This window comes from Pseudomonas silesiensis (assembly GCF_001661075.1).
Taxonomy (GTDB): domain Bacteria; phylum Pseudomonadota; class Gammaproteobacteria; order Pseudomonadales; family Pseudomonadaceae; genus Aquipseudomonas; species Aquipseudomonas silesiensis.
On sequence record NZ_CP014870.1, the window covers coordinates 2,850,072 to 2,873,464 of the forward strand.

General features: G+C 60.7%; 20 protein-coding genes. 7 read left to right on the top strand and 13 right to left on the bottom strand.

The genetic code is table 11. The features are described 5' to 3' along the window. The first annotated feature begins 110 nt into the window (after positions 1-110). Complete coding sequence (locus tag PMA3_RS12810; protein WP_064677488.1) at positions 111-1,451, top strand: MFS transporter; 1,341 nt, start codon at positions 111-113, stop codon at positions 1,449-1,451. Positions 1,452-1,670: 219 nt separating this feature from the next. Here PMA3_RS12810 and PMA3_RS12815 read toward each other — a convergent pair whose 3' ends face one another. The 9 genes from PMA3_RS12815 to PMA3_RS12855 form a co-directional block, all read right to left on the bottom strand. Further along, entirely contained in the window at positions 1,671-2,687 is a 1,017-nt protein-coding gene (locus PMA3_RS12815; protein WP_064677489.1) for a GlxA family transcriptional regulator, read from the bottom strand. A gap of 194 nt (positions 2,688-2,881) precedes the next feature. Next, positions 2,882-3,478 (bottom strand): cytochrome c3 family protein, encoded by a 597-nt coding sequence (locus PMA3_RS12820; protein WP_064677490.1) that lies wholly within the window; start codon positions 3,476-3,478, stop codon positions 2,882-2,884. Positions 3,479-3,487: 9 nt separating this feature from the next. After that, complete coding sequence (locus PMA3_RS12825; protein WP_064677491.1) at positions 3,488-3,973, bottom strand: nitrate reductase cytochrome c-type subunit; 486 nt, start codon at positions 3,971-3,973, stop codon at positions 3,488-3,490. 11 nt (positions 3,974-3,984) lie between these two features. Next, a complete protein-coding gene (gene napA / locus PMA3_RS12830; RefSeq protein ID WP_064677492.1) occupies positions 3,985-6,489 on the bottom strand; it encodes a nitrate reductase catalytic subunit NapA in 2,505 nt (834 codons plus the stop codon). Next, positions 6,486-6,746: a chaperone NapD gene (locus tag PMA3_RS12835; protein ID WP_064677493.1), complete on the bottom strand. Its 261-nt coding sequence runs from the start codon at positions 6,744-6,746 to the stop codon at positions 6,486-6,488. Before PMA3_RS12835 ends, napA begins: the two co-directional genes overlap by 4 nt. A 33-nt stretch (positions 6,747-6,779) precedes the next feature. After that, on the bottom strand, positions 6,780-6,947 hold the full coding sequence (napE, locus tag PMA3_RS12840) for a periplasmic nitrate reductase, NapE protein (protein ID WP_064677494.1): 168 nt from the start codon (positions 6,945-6,947) through the stop codon (positions 6,780-6,782). Between the two features lie 171 nt (positions 6,948-7,118). Further along, on the bottom strand, positions 7,119-9,560 hold the full coding sequence (locus PMA3_RS12845) for a hypothetical protein (protein ID WP_064677495.1): 2,442 nt from the start codon (positions 9,558-9,560) through the stop codon (positions 7,119-7,121). Between the two features lie 512 nt (positions 9,561-10,072). Beyond that, complete coding sequence (locus PMA3_RS12850) at positions 10,073-10,972, bottom strand: bestrophin family protein (RefSeq protein ID WP_064677496.1); 900 nt, start codon at positions 10,970-10,972, stop codon at positions 10,073-10,075. A gap of 317 nt (positions 10,973-11,289) precedes the next feature. Next, on the bottom strand, positions 11,290-12,141 hold the full coding sequence (locus PMA3_RS12855) for a CAP domain-containing protein (protein WP_064677497.1): 852 nt from the start codon (positions 12,139-12,141) through the stop codon (positions 11,290-11,292). A 142-nt stretch (positions 12,142-12,283) separates the two neighbouring features. Between PMA3_RS12855 and PMA3_RS12860 the strand changes: the two genes are divergently transcribed. Then, positions 12,284-12,904 (top strand): cell wall hydrolase, encoded by a 621-nt coding sequence (locus tag PMA3_RS12860; RefSeq protein WP_064677498.1) that lies wholly within the window; start codon positions 12,284-12,286, stop codon positions 12,902-12,904. A gap of 71 nt (positions 12,905-12,975) precedes the next feature. Here PMA3_RS12860 and PMA3_RS12865 read toward each other — a convergent pair whose 3' ends face one another. Beyond that, positions 12,976-13,461 (bottom strand): adenosine-specific kinase, encoded by a 486-nt coding sequence (locus PMA3_RS12865; RefSeq protein ID WP_064677499.1) that lies wholly within the window; start codon positions 13,459-13,461, stop codon positions 12,976-12,978. A 201-nt stretch (positions 13,462-13,662) separates the two neighbouring features. Here PMA3_RS12865 and PMA3_RS12870 point away from each other — a divergent pair, with 201 nt between their 5' ends. Further along, a complete protein-coding gene (locus PMA3_RS12870) occupies positions 13,663-13,863 on the top strand; it encodes a YbdD/YjiX family protein (RefSeq protein ID WP_064677500.1) in 201 nt (66 codons plus the stop codon). Here PMA3_RS12870 and PMA3_RS12875 read toward each other — a convergent pair. After that, a complete protein-coding gene (locus PMA3_RS12875; protein WP_064677501.1) occupies positions 13,860-17,345 on the bottom strand; it encodes a hypothetical protein in 3,486 nt (1,161 codons plus the stop codon). The two genes, PMA3_RS12870 and PMA3_RS12875, sit on opposite strands and share 4 nt — an antisense overlap. 125 nt (positions 17,346-17,470) lie before the next feature. Here PMA3_RS12875 and PMA3_RS12880 point away from each other — a divergent pair, with 125 nt between their 5' ends. Continuing rightward, positions 17,471-18,403: a GlxA family transcriptional regulator gene (locus tag PMA3_RS12880; protein WP_064677502.1), complete on the top strand. Its 933-nt coding sequence runs from the start codon at positions 17,471-17,473 to the stop codon at positions 18,401-18,403. A 234-nt stretch (positions 18,404-18,637) separates the two neighbouring features. Then, positions 18,638-19,603 carry a nitrilase-related carbon-nitrogen hydrolase gene (locus PMA3_RS12885; protein ID WP_064677503.1) on the top strand — a complete coding sequence of 322 codons (966 nt, stop codon included), beginning with the start codon at positions 18,638-18,640 and terminating at the stop codon, positions 19,601-19,603. A 300-nt stretch (positions 19,604-19,903) separates the two neighbouring features. Here the strand turns inward: PMA3_RS12885 and PMA3_RS12890 are convergent, their stop codons facing one another. Then, positions 19,904-20,602 carry a dienelactone hydrolase family protein gene (locus PMA3_RS12890; protein ID WP_064677504.1) on the bottom strand — a complete coding sequence of 233 codons (699 nt, stop codon included), beginning with the start codon at positions 20,600-20,602 and terminating at the stop codon, positions 19,904-19,906. A gap of 55 nt (positions 20,603-20,657) precedes the next feature. Continuing rightward, a complete protein-coding gene (locus PMA3_RS12895; RefSeq protein WP_064677505.1) occupies positions 20,658-21,173 on the bottom strand; it encodes an HvfX family Cu-binding RiPP maturation protein in 516 nt (171 codons plus the stop codon). 266 nt (positions 21,174-21,439) lie between these two features. Between PMA3_RS12895 and PMA3_RS12900 the strand changes: the two genes are divergently transcribed. Next, on the top strand, positions 21,440-22,942 hold the full coding sequence (locus PMA3_RS12900; RefSeq protein ID WP_064677506.1) for an aldehyde dehydrogenase family protein: 1,503 nt from the start codon (positions 21,440-21,442) through the stop codon (positions 22,940-22,942). Between the two features lie 55 nt (positions 22,943-22,997). Further along, positions 22,998-23,348: a BON domain-containing protein gene (locus PMA3_RS12905; protein ID WP_064677507.1), complete on the top strand. Its 351-nt coding sequence runs from the start codon at positions 22,998-23,000 to the stop codon at positions 23,346-23,348. The last annotated feature ends 45 nt before the right edge of the window (positions 23,349-23,393 follow it).

Here is a 23,393-nt window from a genome sequence, read left to right on the forward strand (position 1 = left end):
GCATCTACAAACCCATAACCCTGCCAAGTAAAACAATAGAGGGGTTTTGCCATGATCCGCGTCCCGACTTTCCATATCCAAAACCGCACCTTTACCACCGGAGGTGCGCAATGAGCACCCAGAGCGCGAGCCTGACACCCACCCTGGAACAGCAACGTGAACTGACGTCCGAGCGCAAGGCCTTGCGCCGCGCGGCCAGTGCCAGCTTCATGGGCAACTTCGTCGAGTGGTTCGACTATGCAGCCTATGGCTACCTGGCAACGGTCATCGCCCTGACGTTTTTTCCGCAGACCGACAAGGCGACGGCGTTGTTGGCGACGTTCGCGGTGTTCGCGTTGTCGTTTATCGTGCGTCCCCTGGGCGGGCTGGTCTGGGGTCACTTCGGTGACAAGTACGGGCGGCGCAGTGCGTTGTCCTGGTCGATCCTGATCATGTCGGTGTCGACCTTCTGCATCGGCATTCTGCCCACTTACAACCATATCGGTCTGTGGGCACCGGCCTTGTTGTTGCTGATCCGCCTGTTCCAGGGTTTTTCCGCTTCCGGCGAATACGCTGGGGCGTCAGCCTTTCTCGCCGAGTACGCCCCTGAAGGCAAGCGCGGGTTGTATACCAGCATCGTTCCGGCGAGCACCGCGGCCGGCCTGCTGTTCGGCGCGGTGTTCGTGGCCGGACTGCATGCCTGGATGAGTGTCGAGGACCTGCACAGCTGGGGCTGGCGCCTGCCGTTTCTGTTGGCGGCGCCGTTTGGTCTAGTGGGGCGTTATATCCGCATGAGCCTGCAGGACACGCCCAAATTCCTGGAAATGGAAAAACGCCTGGAAGCCAAGGAGTGCGCGACCCATTCGCCGGTTCGCGAGTTGCTGACTGTGCACCGGCGCAGCGTGATGATCGGGATCGGCGTGACCTGCCTGAACGCGGTGGCCTTCTACCTGCTGCTCAGCTACATGCCCACCTATCTGTCCACCGAGATGGGCATGAGCGAGAGCGATTCGTTCCTGGCGTCGACGGTGTCGCTGGCGACCTATATCGGGTTGATTTTCCTGATGGGCAAGCTGTCGGACCGCTTTGGCCGCAAGACCATGTTGCTGACGGCTTCGGTGTTGTTCCTGGTGCTGACGTTTCCGCTGTTCGGCATGCTGGAGAACCAGCCGCTGATCGTGATCCTGATGATCCAGATCGCCTTCGGCGCGATCCTGGCGATGAACGACGGCACCTTGCCGTGTTTCCTCGCCGAGATCTTCCCGACCCGGGTGCGTTTCAGTGGCTTTGCTTTCAGTTTCAATATCGCCAATGCGGTGTTCGGCGGTACCGCGCCGTTTATCGCGACCTGGCTGATTCAACTGACCGGCAACAAAATGGCGCCTGCCTGGTATCTGCTGGCGGCCGCGGCGGTGGCACTGGTGGCGATGCTGGCGAGTCGGGAGACGGCGCATAAGGCCTTGCAGGACTGAGTCAATCTTCCCGCTGTGGACACAGCTTGCCTGCGATGGGGATCTCAAGGATGCCTTCGCGGGCAAGCTCCGCTCCTACAGGTTTCGATTCGTACACAAAATTTTGGTACAACACCCATCTAATGTGGGAGCGGCGGTGCGGCGATCCGACTTGCCCGCGAAGGGGCCAGTCCAGCCAACATCCCTGTTGAATGTCAGTCCGCCATCGCGGTCAACCAATCAATGCACCGCAGCCACCTGCTTGCGCTCTCCAATAGGCGATACGCCGAAAAACCGGCTGTAGCATTTGGAGAAGTGCGCTGGCGAGACAAAGCCGCACGCCAGGGCGATATCGCGCACTTGCGACTCGCTGCGCAGCAGCAATTGCCGCGCCCGTGACAGGCGCAGTTCCAGGTAGTACTGGCTCGGCGTACGCTGCAGGTGCTTGTGAAACAGTCGCTCCAGTTGCCGCACCGACACCTCGTTCAACCGCGCCAGTTCTTCCAGGCCCACCGGCTCCTCCAGATTAGCCTCCATGATTGCCACCATCTGGCTCAGCTTGGGCTGCGAGGTGCCCAGTTTCTGCCGCAGCGGCACACGCTGTTGCTCCCGCGCGCCCCGTACCCGGTCACACAGCAGCAACTCGGCCGCATGGGCGGCGATGTCCCGGCCGCCCGGTTCGCGGGCGATCAACTGCAGGGTCATGTCCATCGAAGCCACGCCGCCGGAACAGGTGTAGCGGTCGCGATCGAGTTCGAACAGCTGGTTGGAAATGATGATCCCGGGGAAACGCTCCTTCAGCGCTTCGATGTCTTCCCAGTGAATGGTGCAGCGGTAGCCCTTGAGCAGATCGGCCCGTGCCAGCAAGTGGCTGCCTGTGCAAATCCCGCCGAGCGGCACCTGATCGTGCGCCAGTTTGCGCAGCCAATTGAGCAGAGGTCGGCTGCTGTGATTGGAGACGATCGGGTTGGAGCCAACCACGAACAGCATGTCGAGCCTGGGTGCCTCGGTGATGGCATAGTCGGGCAGGATACGCATGCCGTTGCTGGCCGTGACCGGGTCCAGGCTGGCGGCGATGATCACTGTGCGGAACATCGGTTCGCGCGCCGCCATGTTGGCCATGCGCAGGGTCTCCACGGCGGAGGCGAAGCCGATGGTAGTGAAGTTGGGGATGACCAGGAAACCCACGGTTTTCACCGGCCGTTGTTCTTTTGCCGAACGTCCTGCGGCGGGTTTCGCCACCTGGAGTTTCGCCATCGTTACCGCTCCTCAACTGTAATAGTGACGCGCTTTGCGGCAAGCTGCCGACAGGTGGCAACGTCATCTCGATTTTATGGTGATTAGCCCTGTATTCGGGTTACTGGATATTACACCCAGAGCCTGATCAATAGGCATTTCGAGATCTGCTACCGGTGTTCAGGAGGGCGAGGCAGGGGGAAAGGGAAGGCGGCCTACCAACCCTTGACCCCACTCATATCCGGCAACTTGTGCGCGATGCCCTTGTGGCAATCGATGCAGGTGGCTTCACCCTTGGCCAGGGACGTCGAGTGCATGGCAGCGGCGCGTTTGCCCTGGCGGGTGAAGTCCATGAACTCGAAGTTGTGGCAGTTGCGGCATTCGCGAGAGTCGTTGGCCTTGAGCCTGGCCCATTCATGTTCGGCCAGCTCGCGGCGCAGGGCGACAAACTTGTCGCGGGTGTCGATGGTGCCGAAGATTTTGCCCCAGACCTCCTTCGAGGCTTGCATCTTGCGCGCGATTTTATGGGTCCATTCGTGGGGCACGTGACAGTCCGGGCAACTGGCGCGCACACCGGAACGGTTGGTGTAGTGGATCGTGTCCTTGAGCTCGACGAAAACGTTGTCGCGCATTTCATGGCAGGAGATGCAGAATTTCTCTGTGTTGCTCAACTCGAGCGCCGTATTGAAACCGCCCCAGAAAATGATCCCGGCGATAAAGCCCCCCAGCGTCAGAAAGCCCAGGCTGTAATAGAGGCTCGGCCGACGCAGGATGCCCCAGTAGTCCTTGAGCAGGGCGAACAGTGCTTTCATCTTGCCTCCTCAGGGTTTCTGCGCGGCGTTGGCGTCGTCTTGCAATATTTTGTCGATGGTCTCGAAGTTGTTGCCTACCAGGGGCAGCACCTCCATTTGCGGCACATGGCACTGGTTACAGAAGTACCGACGCGGTGACACCGCCGCCAGCGCCTGGCCGTCGCGGTCCATGTAGTGGGTGATGCTGATCATCGTCGCCTGGCTGCGCGCGCTATTGGCACGGCTGTGACAAGACAGGCACTTGTTGCCGTTGATGTCGATTTGATAACCGCGAATGCTGTGGGGGATGGTGGGCGGCTGGTCCGGGTAGTTGCGTTCGCGCTTGAGGTCTTTGTTTTCTTCGATGGCGATGGGCGGGGCCGGCATGCTCTGGGTCAAGGTGCCACCTGGCCGGCGCCCGTCCGGCCCGGAGGCATCGAGCGGGTAGTCGACGTCTGCAGCCATCACCACGCCGATCGCAGCGAGCAGGAGCAACGGCAGGATTCGAAAAGGCATGACGGTTCTCCTCAGGCCACGCTGATCAACTCGATGCGTATCGCGCATTTTTTGTAGTCGGTTTGCTTGGAGATCGGGTCGGTGGCGTCGAGCGTGACCTTGTTGATCAGCTTATTGGCATCGAAAAACGGCACGAACACCAGCCCCTGCGGCGGTTTGTTGCGCCCGCGGGTTTCGATGCGCGCGCGGATTTCACCGCGCCGGCTGATCAGCTTCACTTCACTGCCGCGCCTTGCCTTCAATGCCTTGGCATCGTCGGGGTGCATGTACACCAGGGCGTCCGGCACCGCTTTGTACAGCTCTTCGACACGCTGGGTCATGGTGCCGGTGTGCCAGTGCTCGAGCACGCGTCCGGTGCTCAGCCAGAACGGGTAATCGGCATCCGGGGCTTCGGCCGGGGGCTCGTAGGGGAGGGCGAAGATGATCGCCTTCTTGTCCGGGTAACCGTAGAACTGCACCTCGCTGCCTTTCTCCACGTAGGGGTCCAGCCCCTCGCGATAGCGCCAGCGGGTTTCCTTGCCGTCGACCACCGGCCAGCGCAGGCCTCGTTCGCTGTGGTAACGGTCGAACGTGGCCAGGTCATGGCCGTGGCCGCGGCCGAATTGGGCGTACTCTTCGAACAAACCTTTTTGCAGGTAGAAACCGAAGGCCTTGGCTTCATCGTTCTTGTAGCCGGCTTCCAGTTGCTCGACGGGGAACTGGTCTACCTGGCCATTTTTGAACAGCACCTCGAACAGGGTCTTGCCCTTGTACTCAGGCGCCTTGGCCAGCAACTCGGCAGGCCAGGTTTCGTCGGTGGTGAAACGCTTGGAAAACTCCAGCAACTGCCACAGGTCGGACTTGGCGTCCCCCGGGGCGGTCACCAATTGATGCCAGAATTGCGTCCGTCGTTCGGCATTGCCAAACGCACCTTCCTTTTCCACCCACATGGCGCTGGGCAGGATCAGGTCGGCGGCCTGGGCGGAAACGGTGGGGTAGACGTCGGAGACAATCACGAAGTTTTGCGGGTTACGCCAGCCCGGCAGCACTTCCTGCATGATGTTCGGCCCGGCGTGCATGTTGTTGCTGGCCTGGGTCCAGTAGACGTTGAGCACGCCGTCCTTGAGCATGCGGCTCTGTTCCACCGCATGAAAACCGGGTTTCTCCTGAATGGTGCCGGCGGGCAGCTTCCAGATTTTTTCGGCGATGGCGCGGTGCTTGGGGTTGGTCACGACCAGGTCGGCAGGCAAGCGGTGGGAGAAGGTCCCGACCTCGCGCGCGGTACCGCAGGCCGACGGCTGGCCCGTCAACGAGAAGGGGCTGTTGCCCGGCTCGCTGATCTTGCCCGTGAGCAAGTGGATGTTGTAGATCAGGTTGTTGGCCCAGACGCCGCGGGTATGCTGGTTGAAACCCATGGTCCAGAACGACACGACCTTGCGCTTGGGGTCGGCATACAACTCGGCCAGGCTTTTGAGTCGTTCAGCCGGGACACCGGTCTCCCTGGCGGTTCGCTCCAGGGTGTAGGGTTTGACGAACGTTGCGTACTGTTCGAAGGAAATGTCCGTCCAGGTGTTGGCCTTGGCCGCGTTTTTCGCTTTCATTTCCCGTGGATCGTCAGGGCGCAGGCCGTAGCCGATGTCATCGGCGCCTTGGGCAAACCGGGTGTGCTTGCTGATGAAATCCTGGTTCACCGAGCCGCTTTCAATGATGTGGTTGGCGATGTAGTTGAGGATCATCAGGTCGGTTTGCGGCTTGAACACCATGGGGATGTCGGCCAGTTCGAAGCTGCGATGCTCGAAGGTCGACAGTACGGCGACTTTCACGTGAGGCTGGCTCAGGCGCCGATCGGTGACCCGGCTCCAGAGCACCGGGTGCATCTCGGCCATGTTCGAACCCCAGAGCACGAAGGCATCGGTGGCTTCGATGTCGTCGTAGCACCCCATCGGCTCATCCATGCCGAAGGTGCGCATGAAGCCCATCACCGCCGAGGCCATGCAATGCCGGGCGTTGGGGTCGATGTTATTGCTGCGAAAGCCTGCTTTCATCAGCTTGTTGGCGGCATAACCTTCCCACACCGTCCATTGCCCGGAACCGAACATGCCGACTGATCCGGGCCCTTTGCTCTTCAAGGCTTCCTTGAACTTGAGCTCCATGATGTCGAAGGCTTTTTCCCAACTGATCGGCTGGAATTCGCCCTGCTTGTCGTACTGGCCATTGCTCATGCGCAACAGCGGTTGGGTCAGGCGATCGACGCCATACATGATTTTCGACAGGAAATAGCCCTTCACGCAGTTCAGCCCACGATTGACCTCGGCCTTGACGTCGCCATGGGTGGCGACCACCCGGTTGTCCCGGGTCGCGACCATCACGCTGCAGCCGGTGCCGCAGAAGCGGCAGGGTGCCTTGTTCCAGTCCAGGGTCACCATGTCCGCTTCGGTCACCAGATTACTGGCGGAGGTCACGATCGGCAGGCCGGCAGCGGCGGCGGCAATGGCGGCGGCCTGGGCCTTGACGAATGCTCGGCGGCTCATGCTCATTCGATGTCTCCTTCGGGTTCGAGGAGTTCATGGTAGATCAACGCGGCGTTGAGCACGCCCGGCAGGTTGTTGATCTGTTCGATGCGTTGCAGAATCTGGTTTTCGTGCACGGCCTCAAGGACCACCACCAGTTTTCCGGCCGCACTTTCCTGATGCAGTTCCAGGCCGTCCAGCAGGCGCAGGTTGGCTTTCACGGCGTCGAACAATTCGGGCCGGGCGAGTACGACAAGACTGGCAATATGCAGAGCTTCGTCCATGTGCTGGCTCCAATAGGCCTTGAGCGATGGCTATTAGTTGGGAGGGCCGGGTGGTCCATACAGCATCTGGAAAAACCAGACGAGAAAGCCGTAGCCGCCAACGATGGCGACCGACAGCAGCGGGAAGAGGCAGACGACAAGAAAGAGGAACAGCCGGGTTTCCTTGCGACGCTCGGGTTTGCGTTCTTCAGCCAATGGCATCGAGCAATCTCCAGCCGAACTTTGCAATCAGACTAGATCACCAAGTTTTCGCCGGTTTCCTGGCATGGGCATTTAGCGACCGGCGGTGCATTATCGAGGCTGCGGTGTTTCAACCGCTATAAAGGGTCAACCCATTACTTCGTTTGGTTTCGGTAAACGGGATGATCTCTGTCATCTCGACACGCGATCACACACGGCCTGCCTGGTCGCCAACCGAAAAAAGTAATCCTGATACCAGCGTTTGTAACTTTCCTGCGCTTCGGGATCTGCCTGTTGCAGGACTTCCATCAGCCTCGCCTCGGGGACTTCTTCCCAGCGGATTGTTGGCTGGTAAGGGACGAAGCTGCGTGTGGCGCTCTCCAGCGCTATCAGCTGAATGATTGGAAAGTCTTGCCCAAGGCCACCTGCCAGCGCCTTACGAAAGAAGCGCTGCAGTAGCACGAAGTCTTCCAGCGGCGCCATGAAGTCGTCGTACGAAGGGCTGTACAATTGATCTTTCAGGTAACCTGGCAGACGGCTCGATATTCGCTGGCGCAATTGCTGGAGGCCCCGCGCAGGGAAATCCATCGCGATGGTGCTCGCCCCACCGTTCACCTTATCGGGAGCCTGCCCGCGCCCAAGGGCAAAGGTGGTGTGGACCCAGATGTCGATATTTCCAAGACGGTCAGGGGAGCGTTTCATCCAGGCCCAGTCCGGTCCTGTCGCGACGCGTCGCTCCCGAAACTGCGGAGTGTGATCTTCAGCCAGCCGGTACTGATCCGGCAGGCCTGGACCCGCGACATCGGGTAGGGTGCCGGGGGAGGCGTAGGCGCCGGTGAGCGTATCGAGCAGCCGGTCTGCCTCTGCCACCCTGCAGCCCAGCGGCGTATCGATCAGCACGGGATGCGTGTAAGTCGCGCGGCTGATCAACTTCCCGTCACCGGGCGCACTCGTCACGGCCACCACTCGACCCTCCGCTGCATAGCGCAATGCCTGGTTGACGATGGCCGCATCATAGACGCCAAGATTGATCCATTGATCCTTCGACATGATCTCCAGGGTGACTTTGGTGGTGGCGGCTGTTGCCGGTAGCAGGGTCCAGCGAATCCGGGTGGCATCGATCCCTTGAGCGTCGGTGTCCTGGCCGATCAATACTTCCCGGATGCGCAAGCCACTGGAAACCACTTCGAAGTCAGGGGCCCCGGGGAACAGTCGATCATCGCCACCCGGACGCTCTTGCGATGCTGTATCCATCGGGGGCGGGTGGAGTTCGGCGACCTTGGTGCTGACCGCCTCGGCGATTTTCGCTTCTCGCAGGGCTTGGGGGCTTGGTGTCCAACCCTGGCCCTCGGCCGCCATCAGCGATCTGACCAGGCTACGAGCTTCGTTTGTGGCTTCAAAGGAAGCCTGACGCGCCGCCACGGCAGGCACTCCGGGCCGGGCAGAACTCATGAGTGCTTCGGTCACCCAGTTCTTCGCCCAGGTGTGCGTCCAGGTTCTGACGGCGTTCCTGCCCAGGTCCTTGACCAGTGTTTTAGCTTGCCTGCCCAACGCTGTCGTGGGTATGGCATTGACGGGTCCAAAGGCCTGGTCCAGCACCTGTGCAACCAGTTTTTCCCGGGCATCCAGAGGGGCGAGCGGGGTGCCATAGCGCTGCTCGAGCACTGCGGTCAAATGGGCGAAGCTCTTCGGGTTTTGCTGTTCAAGGCGCGCGACAAAGGGGGTTATTGCCTGCTCGATCTGTTGTTGTGCTTTGACAATGCCTGGCTTGTCCTCAATCACATCGCCGAGCGTCGCTGCGACTTCTCGCCGGACGTTCGTCGCGCTGTCGGCAGAGTCGGACACGTCGATGCGCCGACCGGTCAGGGCTGCACGGACAAATTCAGACTCGCTGCGGTTTGACGGCGTGACCTGCACCCATTGCACGAAGACAGGGCTGCGGGTCATGTCACTGAGGGCTGCCCGGACGAAAAGCCGGGTGGCGGCCTGGACCGCTGGGGCAGCAGTCTTTGGATTGGCGGGTTTGGCATTGGCCTGCTTCAGCGGGGGAAGGGCGGACAGTGCGTCTTCCATGTCCCGCTGCGCTTGTTGATCTGCCGCATTCATCCGAAGGTTGTTGACCATCAGCTGCATGTTGTAGGCCAGGGGTTCGGCGCTCCAGCCAATCAGGGAAAGAATGAGCAGAGCGGTGGTGACATAAGGCGCAGGCGTTCTCACCGGGCCGGGGTCGTTGCCCGATTCTTCGCTGGACAGCCCGTGTGCCTGGCGCGCTGCAAAGTACAACGAAAGGCCGACGCCGAGTAAGCCGAGGATGCCCAGGAATGTGCCGTATTGGCCGATTTCTCTGGTCACCCAAAGGACCGACTGTGCCGGGTCAATGGCCGCCTGGGGTACGACGCGGGTGCTTGAAGACAGGAAACGGCATGCCAGCATGAGCAGGATCACGGTGCCAATGATGATGGCCCCTGTCCCCGCCAGGTGTCGCAGGCGCTTCAGTACTGTCAGGCTGCCTGTACGCGTCTTGCTTTCTGGACGATCGACTGTCTTGCGTCGAAATTTGCCGAGAACCTTCAGCCAGACATGACACACGGCCCACAGTGCAACAAGCAGTGTCAGGATTGCGTACGGGCGCATGGCGTTCTCCGGCAGACACGGCGCTTGCTTTCACAGCCTTGACCGCAGAACGCGACTGCCGTGCCGATCTTCCTCGATGCACAGAAAATCGAACCCCCACGTTGCTGTGCACGGCTGTCTGTACAGGGGCGCCGAAATCCTGATGCCGCCGTGCCACCCTAGCAGTAAGGTTGCGAAATATTGACAGTGCAACCCGATGAGACGAACGGGCTGCCCGGCGCATCGCTGATGGGTCTGCTCAATGCATGGCCTTGCGCGAACGTTTCAACGCAGCCGGTTCAGCTCAGCCTTGACTCAATGCAATGGCAAACGAGACCACGATCATGCAGGCAAATGCAAAATTGAGATTCATGAAGTTTTTCATCCTGACTATTCGAATGGGCGGCATTTTGCACAGTTCAAGGACAAATTAAAAATTCGGCTTCATGATTTGAATGATCGATCCCATTGATGGCCGGGGCGGCGAGTGCAGGTCTGCGCAAACCAGCCGTCCTGCTGTTCGGGTCGCGACTTCAGCGCAACACATAATCCACCGGCTCCAGGACCGGGGGAAGTTGCGTCGCCCCCAGCGCAGCCAGCACTTCCCGTTCGATGGTGCGCACCATGGCATCGGTGGACAGGTCGTTTTCGTCGCGGCCGAACGGGTCCTCCAGCTCATCGCCGATCGCATCCAGGCCGAAGAAGGTGTAACTGACGATCGCGGTGAACACCGGCGCCAGCCAGCCCAGCGGTTCAGCCATGGCGAAGGGCAGCAAGATGCAGAAGAGGTAGGTGGTTCTGTGCAGCAGCAGGGTATAGGCGAAGGGCAGGGGCGTGTGTTTGATGCGTTCACAGATGGCCTGAGACCGGGTCAGGTCGGTCAGGTGGTTGGCCATCAATGTATAGCGCCACTCACTGATTGCCCCCGACTCGCCGAGTGCCGAACACTGCCGGCCGACCTCGATCAGGATGCGTCCGCTGATATCCGGCACGTTGCCCGCGGGCATGGGGTCCAGCCAGTCACACGCGGCATCCAGTTCCTTTTCCGAGCGCAGTCTGGCGTTGAGCGCATGGGCGAAACCGCACAGGTTACGCAAGATGACCTGGCGCTCGTTCGCGTTCTTGATGACCTGGGTTTCACGAATCAGCGAGCGGATCCCGACGATCATTTCGCCCCAGGCTTTTCGCGCTTCGTACCAGCGGTCATAGCAGGCGTTGTTGCGAAAGCTCATGAAAATCGACAGGGACAAGCCCAGCAAGGTGAACGGCGTGGCGTTGACCTTGGCAAAAAAACTGGGGTGCAGGGTTTCGACGAGCACGATGACGCAGGCCAGCAACGTGACCATCAGGCTGCGCAAGGCAATCCGCTTGGCGATCGAGCCCTTGAGCGCACTGAGGATGTTGATCAGGTTGGGTTTGGGTCTGACGATCATGGTGGTCTACCTGCGCAGGTGTTCACCTTGAGGGGGGCTGCGCTGTTCACGGATGTTGAGTGTGCAGGCTAAATGCAACGTGGCAGGGCGTCCAATCACTGGTTATGACCGGTTGATCGACAGCATCTATGACGCGCACTCGTTGAAAGGCGGGCCCCGTTTCCCTGTAGGAGCGAGCTTGCTCCGGGCGGCGTTCCGACGATGGACGACAACGATGACGCGAGCTGTCTGGAAGAACGCGTCGCTCTTGAGTCCATCGTCGGAACGCCGCCCGGAGCAAGCTCGCTCCTACAGAGGGGGATTAGTATCCGGGCGTTTTATGGGGTACCAAACATCGCCGTCCAGTAGATCCCCGAATCACTCTTCGGATCCACCGCATACGCCGCGCCCAACTCCTGGAACCCGGGGTTCATCAGGTTTGCGCAATGCCCGGGACTGGACACCCAGCCATCCACCACCCTGCGCACGGTGTCTTGCCCGGCGGCAATGTTTTCGCCGATCTGCTGACCGCTGTAACCCGCCAGTTCGGCCCGGTCACCCGGCGTGCGGCCATCGCGGTCCTTGTGATCGAAGTAGTTGTTGTTGGCCATCGAGCGCGAGTGAGTCTCGGCCGCCGTCGCCAGCGTGGTGTTCCAGGTCAGCGGCGTGGTGGCGGCAAAGGCTTGCGTGCCGCACTGGCGCGGCCGGCTGCGGGCGACATTGAGTTCGGCCAGCAGCTTCTGGCCTTCCGCCTGCCAATCGCCGAGGCGCCCGCTCAACAGCGGACGGGCGAGCACGATGCGCCATTCACGGTCCTGGCGGCTGACGCCGATGTCGACGAATTGCGGGTCGAGCACCACCTGGCAAAAACTCTCGCGAATCGCGGTCATGGCGGACTGTGCGTCACGGGGGCCGGACAGGCTGATCGCCTGCACGTTGACCATCGGATAACCCGCCGTCGCCAAGGCCTGCTGCAGGTTACCGATGCTGGTGGCTGACAACGCCAGCCGTGGATCGCCCGCCAGCGGTGGCAGCTCTGGTGAGGCCTGGCCCTCGCACGGCTGCGACTGGCTGCGGTAGCTGTTGATCGAGTCGATCAGCTGTTTCTCGTCGGCTGCCCGCGCATTCACGGCGCACAACAGGCCCAGTGTTAACGTGGCAAGACAGCTGACGGATGAAATGAAGCGCATGAAAATCCTCCTTGAACGGACTGCGGCCATAATGCGCGAAGTTGCCCCCTCGAAGGCAATGGATTTTTCAGTTTACCGTGGCGTGATTGCTATCATTTCACTACTACACTGAAGCGACACTGCCCACCGAGTCATTTCGATCATGCGCCTCCACTGGATAGCCACCTGCGTTGCCATGATGCTGCTCGCCGGTCCCGCCATCGCCGCGGATCAACAGCAAAAACAACAAGCGGCCGAGAACAAGGCCGAGGTGCTCGAGCAAAAAGCCGCCGAGAACAGCAGCCCCGCACCCGCGCGCAAAGCCGAAGCCATTACTAAGTCTGAAGTCCAGGCTGTCGACCCCGCAGGCGCCGCACCGCTGGACGACGCGATCACGTGCCTGGCCCGTTCCATTTATTGGGAAGCCAAGGGCAAGGATTCCGTCGACATGGAAGCGGTGGCCAATGTCGTCATGAACCGACTGGGCCACGGGGGGTTCCCGGATACGGTGTGCGGTGTGGTCAAGCAAGGCTCCGAAACCGGGAGTTGCCAGTTTTCGTGGTGGTGTGACGGGCGCCCTGACTCGGTCCAGGAAGAGGTGCCTTACGCCCTCGCCAAGGAAATCGCGCGCAAGGCGTTGAACAAGCAATTGCCGGATCGCACCCGCGGCGCGCTGTATTTCCATGACCGCACGGTGAAGCCGGGTTGGGCCAGGGAGTACATCAGGACGGCGGATATCGGCTTGTTCCGGTTTTACAAGCCCCATGGAAAGTCGGCGAAGTAGCGCCACGCTTTTAGCCGGGCATTGCCATTGCCACGCGGGTCTTGTTGTTGACGAGATGCCCGCACTGTCACTCAGAATTTGTAGCCAATTTGCCGCAACAGGTTTTTGCGCCCCAGGATGTCGTCTTCGCTTTCAATGCCCTTGGCACAGAACCCATCGACGACGCCCAGAATCGCGCGTCCCTGGTCCGTCTCGGCGAGTATCACTTCGGTCGGATTGGCCGTAGCGCAAAAAATCCGGCACACCTCCGGCACCATCTTGAGCGTGTTCAAGACGTTCAGCGGATAGAACCCGTCCCCGAGAAAAATGATGAAACTGTGGCCCGCGGCGATAGCCAGTGCATTCTTTTGGGCCAGTTCGATCATGGCCGGATCGGTGCCGGACCAGCGCACCAGGCATTGGCCGGAGGCTTCGCAGAACGCCACGCCAAACTGGATGCCGGGCACGGTATTGACCAGCGCTTCGTGGATGTCTTCGACGGACTTGATGAAGTGCGTCTGACCGAAAATGAAATTCGTCGCTTCGGGTTTGTCGATGTTCACGGTGATGAGTTGCATGTCAAACGCCTCCTTTCACGGTGTTGCTGCAGGCTGTCGGCTACAGATCAAGCATAGCTATTCACAGCCCGCTATCGTACTGGGGCCCAGGTGTCACGGCTGTGGATACGTGAACATACAAACGCCCCGTGGGCTGACACATTGCAGATACAAAACTGCGGTTTCATGGGGCCGTCCCAACACTGCATAGAGAGATTTGCCATGTACCGCAGACTGCAGCAGGTCGCCAGGCTGTTTAGCCAGAGTGCGCGTTTAATGGTCGGGGTTCCCGATTACGACAACTACGTCGCGCAAATGGCGATCAATCATCCCGGCGAGCCGGTCATGACCTACCCGGCGTTTTTCCGCGAGCGTCAGGAAGCCCGCTTCGGCCGTGGCAAATGCAATACCCGCTGCTGCTAGAACTTCGCGTAGTTCAATGCATCGACAATGGCCGAGCCACCGATCCCGGTCAGCGACAGCAGCAGTGCCCTGATCAGCGGATCTTCGGAGTAGCGTGAGAACGAGCCGGTAGCGAGCGTCGCCACCCGCTCGCGGATCATCTTGAACTTGGCGTAGCCAGGCGTCGTTTCGGGTGTTTCCAGCAGGTAGGTGTCGAGCCGTTGCAAGGCCAGCGTACGGGTCTTTTCCGCTGCACGGCGCAGCGACAGCGCGGAGACCAGCAAAATCAGCGCCGTCAGCAGGTATGAAAGGATCAGGCTTGGCGGAGTCGGCCAGTTATCGAACAGGCTGCTGCGCGAGGCGAACAGGATCAACAGGACCACCGTCGGCGCATAGATGAGGCGGCTGACAGCTGAGGTGCGCTTGGCGATCAGTTGCAAATCCACCCATTCGTCGATGCACGGATGCTTGAGCAGGCCAAAGGTTTTCTTGTGCTGCAGCTGCAGGGAGCCGGGCCAGATCGCATGATGCTCGCTGAGATGGCGGATGAATCGCGTCAGCAGCAGGTTGGCGTCCACCACCCAGAACACCAGGAGCTGGAACACCAGGGTGGGAATCAGCCAGGTCATCATCCACCCCATCGAGTCACCTCGTATGGGCATGCCCTGCATGGGCCAGACGACAAACAGCACGCTGGTGACCACTACATAAACCCAAGTGGCGAGCATGGCCCGCAGCATCCGCGCACCGAAGGAGCCACAGACGCAGTGCTCCCCCCAGAAGCGGGCAACCACGATCGTCTTGCGCCCGTCCGTGCACGCGGCCTGTGCCGGTGCGCAGGACTTTGACCATTCCTCGCTCGCGTTCTGCAGCGGGAAGAAAATCAGCATGAGGAAATGGCCCAGCTCGTTGCTCCAGCGCCGACACTTCCAGTCTTTGCCTCGGCGAATCAAGCCTCGAACCTGGCCCCACAAGGTCATCTCGTATTGGCGCATGTGCAGGCGCAAATGGTACGCGGCTTCGATCTCGGCCCGGTTGATGCGCAGGTTGCGCCAGCCCCATGCCAGCGCCGAGAGGGAGATCAATACCGCCAGCAGCCGCAGGGCCATGGTGGGCCAGGCACTGATGCCTTCGAACAGGAACATCGGCTCGCCGAGCCCGTTGTCGGTCAAGGTGCTGCGCATCTGGTACGCCAGCATCAGGGCGAGGATGAACATGACAAGCGGGACCACGATGTACCAGGCCCGGGCGTTGTACAAGTCAGTGCCTGCGGTAGTCGTCGTTGCCTGGGTCAACGCCAGTTGCCTGGCCGAGCGCCGGGTCAGATTCGATGAGACGATACCCAGCAGGATCAGTACGAAGGTGAACCAGAGGAACTCCGCGTGCCAGAACCGCGTGGCGATGAAGGCGCAGACAGCCGCCACCATGAACAGCGTGATCGGCACGCCGCGGACCCAAGCCAGCCGCGCATCGTGATTAGCGTGCGGGCCCTCGATCCGCCACCAGACGATAAACCCGCCGAGTAACAGCAGGGTAAGCGTCAGCGGCCCGGCCCAGAAGAATGACTGGGACTGCTTGAATCGATCGCGAATCGATTGGCCGGGCTCGGGGTAGGGCGGTGGCGACCGGTCCTGCAGGCAACGCAGGGCCATAAGGTCGTGGGGCCGGACGCCTCGATCGGACTGCGATTGGGCCGGAGCTTCACAGGTTGCCGGGCGCGAGGCGGTAAGCCGGCTGGCCAAGGGAATGAAGCCGCTGATGCCCACTTCATAGATGCCTGGCGACAGCAGCTCCGATTTCGAATAGTCGAATTTCGCGCGTTTGGCATCGAAGGGTTGCGGTGCCAGTGCGGCCAGCACCGAGATGAATACCGCACTTTGCAGGCTGTCGCGAAACGGCGGCACGTCCTGTTGCAAGGCGCGGGTCAGCGTCAGGCCATAAGGTGCGGCGAGTATCAGGTTACGCGTGGTTTGCGCCTGGCCCCGTTGCAGCATGCGGGCATCGAGGTCAGTGGAAAAGTACAGTTTATACGGCATCCGGCTCTTGAGCGCCTGCAGCACCAACAGCTTGTCGTAGGCGTCGACACCCAGCACACCGATCGCGCCGATGCCGCTTTCGCCGTTGCGTTGGTAGGCTTCGTCCTCCCGGGCAATGTGGTCGGCGAGCCGCCGCAAGTAATCGAGCTGGGAGTTGCCGTCGGATTTTTCCAGGGGGCTGAGATCGATTTGCGTGGCGTCTTTATTTTTACCGGGATCGGCACCGGCGCTTTTATCATTGCTCGCGGACTCATCCGGCAGGCGTCCGTCCAGGCCACGCAAATAGCTGAAGCGCAGAATCCACTGATCGACCACGTCCCTGTGGTTGTTTTCGTCACTGCCCAGGCGCGCATCTTTGGTGACCTGCGTCTTGAAGCTTTCGATCAGGGCGCGGCTGTAGAAACTGTCCCATTCGGCAATCAAGGCAATGCGATTGCCACTGCGGCGAAGGTCGCGGGTACAGGGCGAGCCGATCCGCTGCAGCGTGCCCTGGCTACAACGCAAACCGGTGGCCGGATCGACACGGCGCAACTTCAGTTCCTCGAGCATCAGCTGCGTCATGGTGCCGTCGTCGCTGACGGTGCGCAGCAACTTCATGGGGGCCCGGTTTTCCAGCGCTGGCGACAGTTTCCGGTAACCGCGCTCCAGGGTATCGTTATCGGCCGTGGCCAGCGGTGAGTAGATTTCCACGGTGGACGTGGCCTTGCCGATGTCCTGGTCCTGGTACATGTCGCGCAGGACGGTCGAGGTAGAAGGGCCGATGACCTTCAGGACGGCGTTGGCGGGTGGTTCGGAACATCGAGGCGTGCAGGCTGTACTGATTTTGCTGGTCAGGGTCTGGCGCAGTTGCTCCAGTTGCTGCAACGGCGTTGAACCGAGCGCGTCCTGTTTCAACCAGAACACGATCGTTCGGTCAGGAGGCGGTGGCGCGCCTTCGAGTGCCGTTGGCGGATCGAATGGATTGGAAACGAATATTTCATAGGGCACGTCGACGTAACCGGATTTGGGCGGGACCTCAGGCGACAGGCTGGCGGCGAGTCGCAAGCAATGGATGTACTGTTCCTGATCCGGTACCCGGTGAGCGTTCTTGAACCCCGCCAGCAGGGCGTAACGCATGCGCCGGCGCCGTTCGACTTCATCGGCGTAAGGGCCGCCTTCGACCAGCGCCACCATGATGTCGGGGGCCGCTTTTGCTCCGGCCAACGCTGATATGCCGGGGCTGCAGACGCTCTCGGCATCCGGGTTCTTGCTGTCCGCGAGTTTCTTGCGATAACGCTCGACCGCATCGAACGGGTCTTGCCACAGCCGCGCTTCGATGGGCAGTTGTGCCTGGAACTGGGCGCCGATGGGGCGCGGCTCAAGGAAGGGTTCGCGGTTGAGGGCGAACATCGACACCACCAGACTGAGGATAACCGCACTGCCTGGCAGCCAGAAGGCCAGATTAGTGCCAGAACCATTGCTGTTCATGGCCTGTGCCTCGTGTTTTCGGGCAACTGTTAACAGTTAGGTATAGACCTGATTGGCGCGTACAGTGCAAAGTTGATGGCCTGGAAGTAGGCATTGCCACATTTTCAGTCAAGCGAGACAACGCCATGCTCCCCATCGGACTCATCGTCTACCCCGGTTTTCAAGTGCTCGGTCTGGCCATGTGCGCCACCTTCGAGTTGGCCAATACCGCCACCGATGAACCGGTCTACAGTATTTCCCTGGTGTCCGAGCACGGCGGCACGGTGCAGACCTCCGCCGGTTTTGGCGTGGAAACCACGGCGTTCGACCAGCGCTCGTTCGATACGCTGCTGGTGATGGGCGATAACCTGATCCGTCCGGTTTCCCCCGCCATGGTGCAATTCCTGCGCAGTGCCAGCCAGACCACTCGGCGCCTGGGGTCTATCTGTACCGGTGCGATCGCACTGGCCGAAGCCGGTTTGCTCGATGGCCGACGCGCGACCACGCACTGGTGTCATGCCCCGGCGCTGCAGAAGGCGTACCCCAAGGTGAAGGTCGAAGAAGACCGGATCTTCATCAACGACGGCAATGTCTGGACTGCCGCCGGGATGAGCGCCTGTGTCGATCTGGCGCTGGCCCTGGTGGAAAAGGATCTGGGCGCGCAAGTCGCCCGGCGGGTGGCTCGGCAATTGGTGGTCTACCACCGACGTGCAGGCGGGCAGTCGCAGTTTTCGGTGATGCTGGAACTGGAGCCCAAGACCGATCGTATCCAGGCTGCGTTGACCTATGCCAAGCAGAACCTGAAGTCCGCGTTATCGGTCGAGGAGCTGGCCGGCGCGGCCAATCTCAGCCCTCGGCAGTTCAGTCGAGTGTTCCATGCCGAAACCGGGCAATCGCCGGCCAAGGCCATCGAAAACCTGCGGGTGGAGGCGGCGCGGTTGATGATGGAAACCGGTCGTCACCCTATCGACGTGGTAGCGACCGATACCGGTTTTGGCGATCGGGAGCGGATGCGGCGGGCGTTTATCCGGGCGTTCGGGCAGCCGCCGCAGGTGATTCAGCGGGCTAATCGCGGGTGATCTCCTGCCTATCCCTTGTGGGAGCGAGCTTGCTCCGGGCGGCGTTCCGACGATGGTCGCCAACGATAACGCGCATTTGCTGGATACACGCGGTGTTCTGGAATCCATCGCGAGCAAGCTCGCTCCTACAGGGTAGCAGTGTCCTGAAAAGTGGTGTATTTGACATTTCGGCCTGAATATTATTAGCGTAATTTTAATCTCGTTGGAGTCCACTTCCTTAATGAGATTACTGCCATGACCCTCGTAAAAGCCGCCGCCGTACAAATCAGCCCCGTTCTTTACAGCCGGGAGGGCACCGTCGACAAAGTGGTGCAGAAGATTCTCGAACTCGGCCACCAGGGCGTGCAGTTCGCCGTGTTCCCGGAAACCATCGTGCCTTACTACCCGTACTTCTCGTTCGTGCAGTCGCCGTTCCAGATGGGCGCCGAGCATCTCAAGCTGCTGGATCAGGCCGTCACAGTTCCTTCGGCTACCACCGAGGCCATCGGTGCCGCCGCCAGACAGGCCGGCATGGTGGTGTCCATCGGGGTCAACGAACGTGATGGCGGCACCCTATACAACGCGCAGTTGCTGTTCGATGCCGACGGCACGTTGATCCAGCATCGGCGCAAGATTTCTCCGACTTATCACGAACGCATGATCTGGGGCATGGGCGACGGCTCGGGTTTGCGCGCCACCGACAGCGCGGTGGGGCGCATCGGCCAACTGGCGTGCTGGGAGCATTACAATCCGCTGGCCCGATATGCCTTGATGGCCGATGGCGAACAGATCCATGCGGCGATGTATCCGGGGTCGTTTGCAGGGGAGCTGTTCACTTCGCAAATGGAAGTCAACATCCGTCAGCATGCGCTGGAATCGGCATGTTTCGTGGTCAACTCCACGGCCTGGCTGAACCCTGAGCAACAGGCGCAGATCATGGCCGACACGGGGTGTCCCCTCGGTCCGATTTCCGGTGGTTGTTTCAGCGCCATCATCAGCCCGGATGGGGTGGTGCTGGGGTCGTTGACCGAAGGTGAGGGCGAGGTGATCGTCGACCTCGACATGGGGCTGATCGATAAGCGCAAACGGATGATGGATTCCCGTGGGCACTACAGCCGGCCCGAGCTGTTGAGCCTGTTGATCGATCGTACGCCGACTGCACATGTGCATGAGCGCAGTGCACATCCGAAACTGGCCGTCACTCAATTGGAAGAGGTGTGATCAGCGCCGGCTAATGAAGCGGCCTGATTCTGCGGATGTACCCGGCCGCCTGTAGGCGCTGGCTTGTCGGATCGCCGCACCGCAGCGAAGAGGCCGTGTCAGTCGACATCGATGTTAACTGTGCTGCCCTCATCGCGGGCAAGCCCGCTCCCACAGGGTTTTGCGCCGGGCACAATATTGTGTCCAACACAGACCTCTGTGGGAGCTGGTTTGTCGGATCGCCGCACCGCAGCGAAAACGATGTCACCGACACCATCGCCGGCAAGCCGTGCACCTCAGAATCAATCCACCCGCCGGCTCTTACAATTCCTGACCCAAAAAGATCAACGTATTGCCATGGGCCTCAGCCGCCGCCCGCTGGTTGTAGCTATCACGATGCGAGCAGTTGAAGCCATGTTCGGCCTCCGGGTACACGACGATTTCCACGTTGTCGTTATTCTCGAAACGTTCGGCAATTTTCTCCACGGCGTCCAGCGGAATGTGGCTGTCCTCTTCACCGAAATGCATCAGCAGCGGCACTTCGATCTCATCGGCGCGCTCCAGTTGGTTCTGGATGCCGCCGCCATAATAGGCAACGGCCACGTCCACCAGCCCGTTCGCGGCAGTGTGGTAGGACAGCAGGCCGCCAAAGCAGTAGCCGATGGAGGCGATCCCTCCCTCCAGGCCCGGCTGGGCTTTCAATGCATCGATCGCCAGTTCGATGTCTTTCTGGGCCTGGCCGACGTCGGTGGCGTTCATCAACTCGACGGCGCGTTTCCAGCCGGCTTCGTCGTAATCCAGTTCGATGCGCTGGCCGTTGCGCCAGAACAGGTCCGGTGCGATGACCAGGTAGCCGTCGGCCGCGTATTGTTCGGCGACCGAGCGGATGTGTTCATTCACGCCGAAGATCTCCTGGATCAGCACGATCCCCGGGCCCTTGCGGGTATGCGGGATGGCCAGGTAAGCGCCGAATTTACCGTCGGCGCTGTCGATCTCGATCCATTGGGTGGTCACGCTCATGATGGCTCCTGTCTACACAAGTGAAGTGGGAAGTGAAGCTTGCCACGGTAACATTTCAACGAGAGTTGTGACGCCAGAAGAATCGAGCCAGCAGCGCATCGACGCTGAGCTTGCCGGCGCCAGAGAACAACAGCGGCATAAACGCCACCAGGTAGATCAGCGGCAGCTTGAAGTTGCCATGCCCCTTGTCGCTGATGGCGTACCCCTGGGCAAGCTCACTCAATGTAGACCAATCGGCCGGCCAGTGAACGGCGGCGGTCGCGACGAGGGTCACCACGATCAGAATGAATGCCGAGACCCGCGTCCCCAGGCCGATCAGCAGGGCGAGTGCGCATATCAGTTCGGCCCACATCGACAATTCCCAGTTCAAGTTGGCCGACACGTGGTTGAACGGAAACGGGAAGCGGTCCTGGATATCGGCGAACCAGTTCTGGCCATTGAATTTTTCCAGGCCGGATTCGAAGAACTCCCAGGCGAGGAACACCCGCAAGGTCAGGGGCGCAATCCAGCTACCGGCACGGTCGAGGTTCAGGTGCAGGCCTTTGACGGCCGAAGTGAGTGAAGTGCTCATGGACGTAATCTCCATTCAGTCAGGGAGGTGGGGCAATGGCCGGCGTGGCCGATCGAAGGGCACATTTCATCAAGCAGGTGTGTCTGCGGTGTGTCTTTTGCGGCGGGTTATAGGGGCGTGGTGTGTCGGGAGGGGGGCTGTACACAGACTGATACACAGGAGGCGCAAATCAAAAAATGTGGAGCAGGGTTCAAGGCATCGATAATGACGCTCTATGGATTTTGCTATACATTTTCCAACCGCCCATTTCATGGTGTAACCGATTCATGTCTCTTGCGCTCGAACGTCTGGTTGCTGGTACCCCGATCCCTTTCGCCGGTAACCGTGTCACGGTGGTCAGCCCCGAATTGGCAGCGCGCTTCCAGCCCGGTGATCACTTGCTGGTGGAACAGCTCAGCGGTGAATTGTTGCTGATTCCGGTGGCGGACCAACAAGCGGCGAGTGTCGCTATCGAACGGGCGCAGGCGGCATTCAAGGCGATGTCCGCAGTGTCGGACCAGGCGATCAGTGCGTTCTTCGACCTGTTCGCCCAGCGTCTGGAAACCCCGCAGTGCTGGGCCTTGATCGAAGCCGCCAACCTTGCGGACATCCAACGGGCCAAGGCGCGCGGGCGTTCCACCACGCGCCTGCTGGCCGATGAGCGCATGCGCCGCGACATGATCGCGGGCCTCAGGGCCTGGCGCGATGCGGCGGCCACCCGGGGCAAAGTGATCAGTTGCGTCGAGCATGACGGCTGGAAGGTCGAGCAAGTGGTGTCGCCCCTGGGCATCGTCGCTTTTGTCTTCGAGGGCCGCCCGAACGTCTTCGCCGATGCGGCGGGGGTGCTGCGTACCGGCAACACCGCGGTACTGCGCATTGGCAGCGATGCGTTGGGCACCGCGCAGGCGATCGTCGCCCACGCGCTGAACCCGGCACTGAGCGACGCCGGGTTGCCGAGCGGCGCCGTGTCGCTGGTGGAAAGCGTCAATCACGCCGCCGGTTGGGCAATGTTCGCCGATCGACGCCTGTCGCTGGCGGTGGCCCGTGGATCGGGCCGGGCGGTCAGCCAGTTGGGCAGCATCGCGCAACAGGCCGGCACGGCTGTCAGCTTGCACGGTACCGGCGGCGCCTGGTTGATCGCGAACCAAGACGCCGATGCCACCCGCTTTGCCGCCGTGGTGCGCAATTCCCTGGACCGCAAAGTCTGCAACACCCTGAACGTTTGCCTGATCCACCGCGACCGCGCCACTGAGCTGGTGCCGCTGTTTCTCGAAGCGCTGCAACAGGCCGGTGCCGCACGAGGCCAGGGCTGCAAGCTGCACATCGTCGAAGGCAGCGAGGCGTATTTGCCGAAAGACTGGCTGAGCGCGAGCGTCGAGGTGTATCGCGCCGAAGGTTATCAATCCGAACCCATGGCCGAACCGTTGCCCGAAGAGCAGTTGGGCCGCGAGTGGGAGTGGGAAGAAACCCCGGAAGTCAGCCTGAAGATTGTCGAGGACCTGGACCGGTCCATCGCCTTGTTCAATCGCTACAGCCCGCAGTTCACCGTGTCGTTGATCAGTGACGATGCCCAGGCACAGGAGCGCTTCTACAACGGGGTCAACGCGCCCTTTGTCGGCAACGGCATTACCCGCTGGGTCGACGGTCAGTACGCGCTGAACAAGCCGGAACTGGGTCTTTCGAACTGGGAGAGCGGTCGACTGTTCGCGCGCAGCGCCATTCTCTCCGGTGATGGGGTATTCACCATTCGCAGCCGCATGACGCAGACCGATCTATCGGTCAAGCGCTGAGAAGGCAAGGGCGGCACTATACTAAAGGTATGTTTGTGTGACGGAGGGTTGCACCATGAAACGTCATTCCTTTGAGCATTACTCTCATAACCTGGAAATGGTCGCTCACGATGCGTGGATTACCACCCGGGTGAAGTCTGCCCTGGCAATGGCCAAATCAGGCCTGGGCCTGCATATCCATGTCAAGACCCTGGCCGGCAAGGTGCTGTTGAGTGGCCTCGTCGACACCCATAGAGAGTGCGAGCAGGCTGTGGCGCTGGCCCGCTCGATCAATGGTGTCGTCGACGTCGATGCCAGCGGCCTACAGACTCACGTGTTTACGCCAGGCAGTGTGCCAGGCGCACCCGATGCCGAAGAGCACTCTGAGTATCGGGCACCATCATCAAGGAAGATGGACGACAAATAACCACCTGTGAGTGCAGCGCTCCCGTGAGCCGGGGTGCTGCACTGC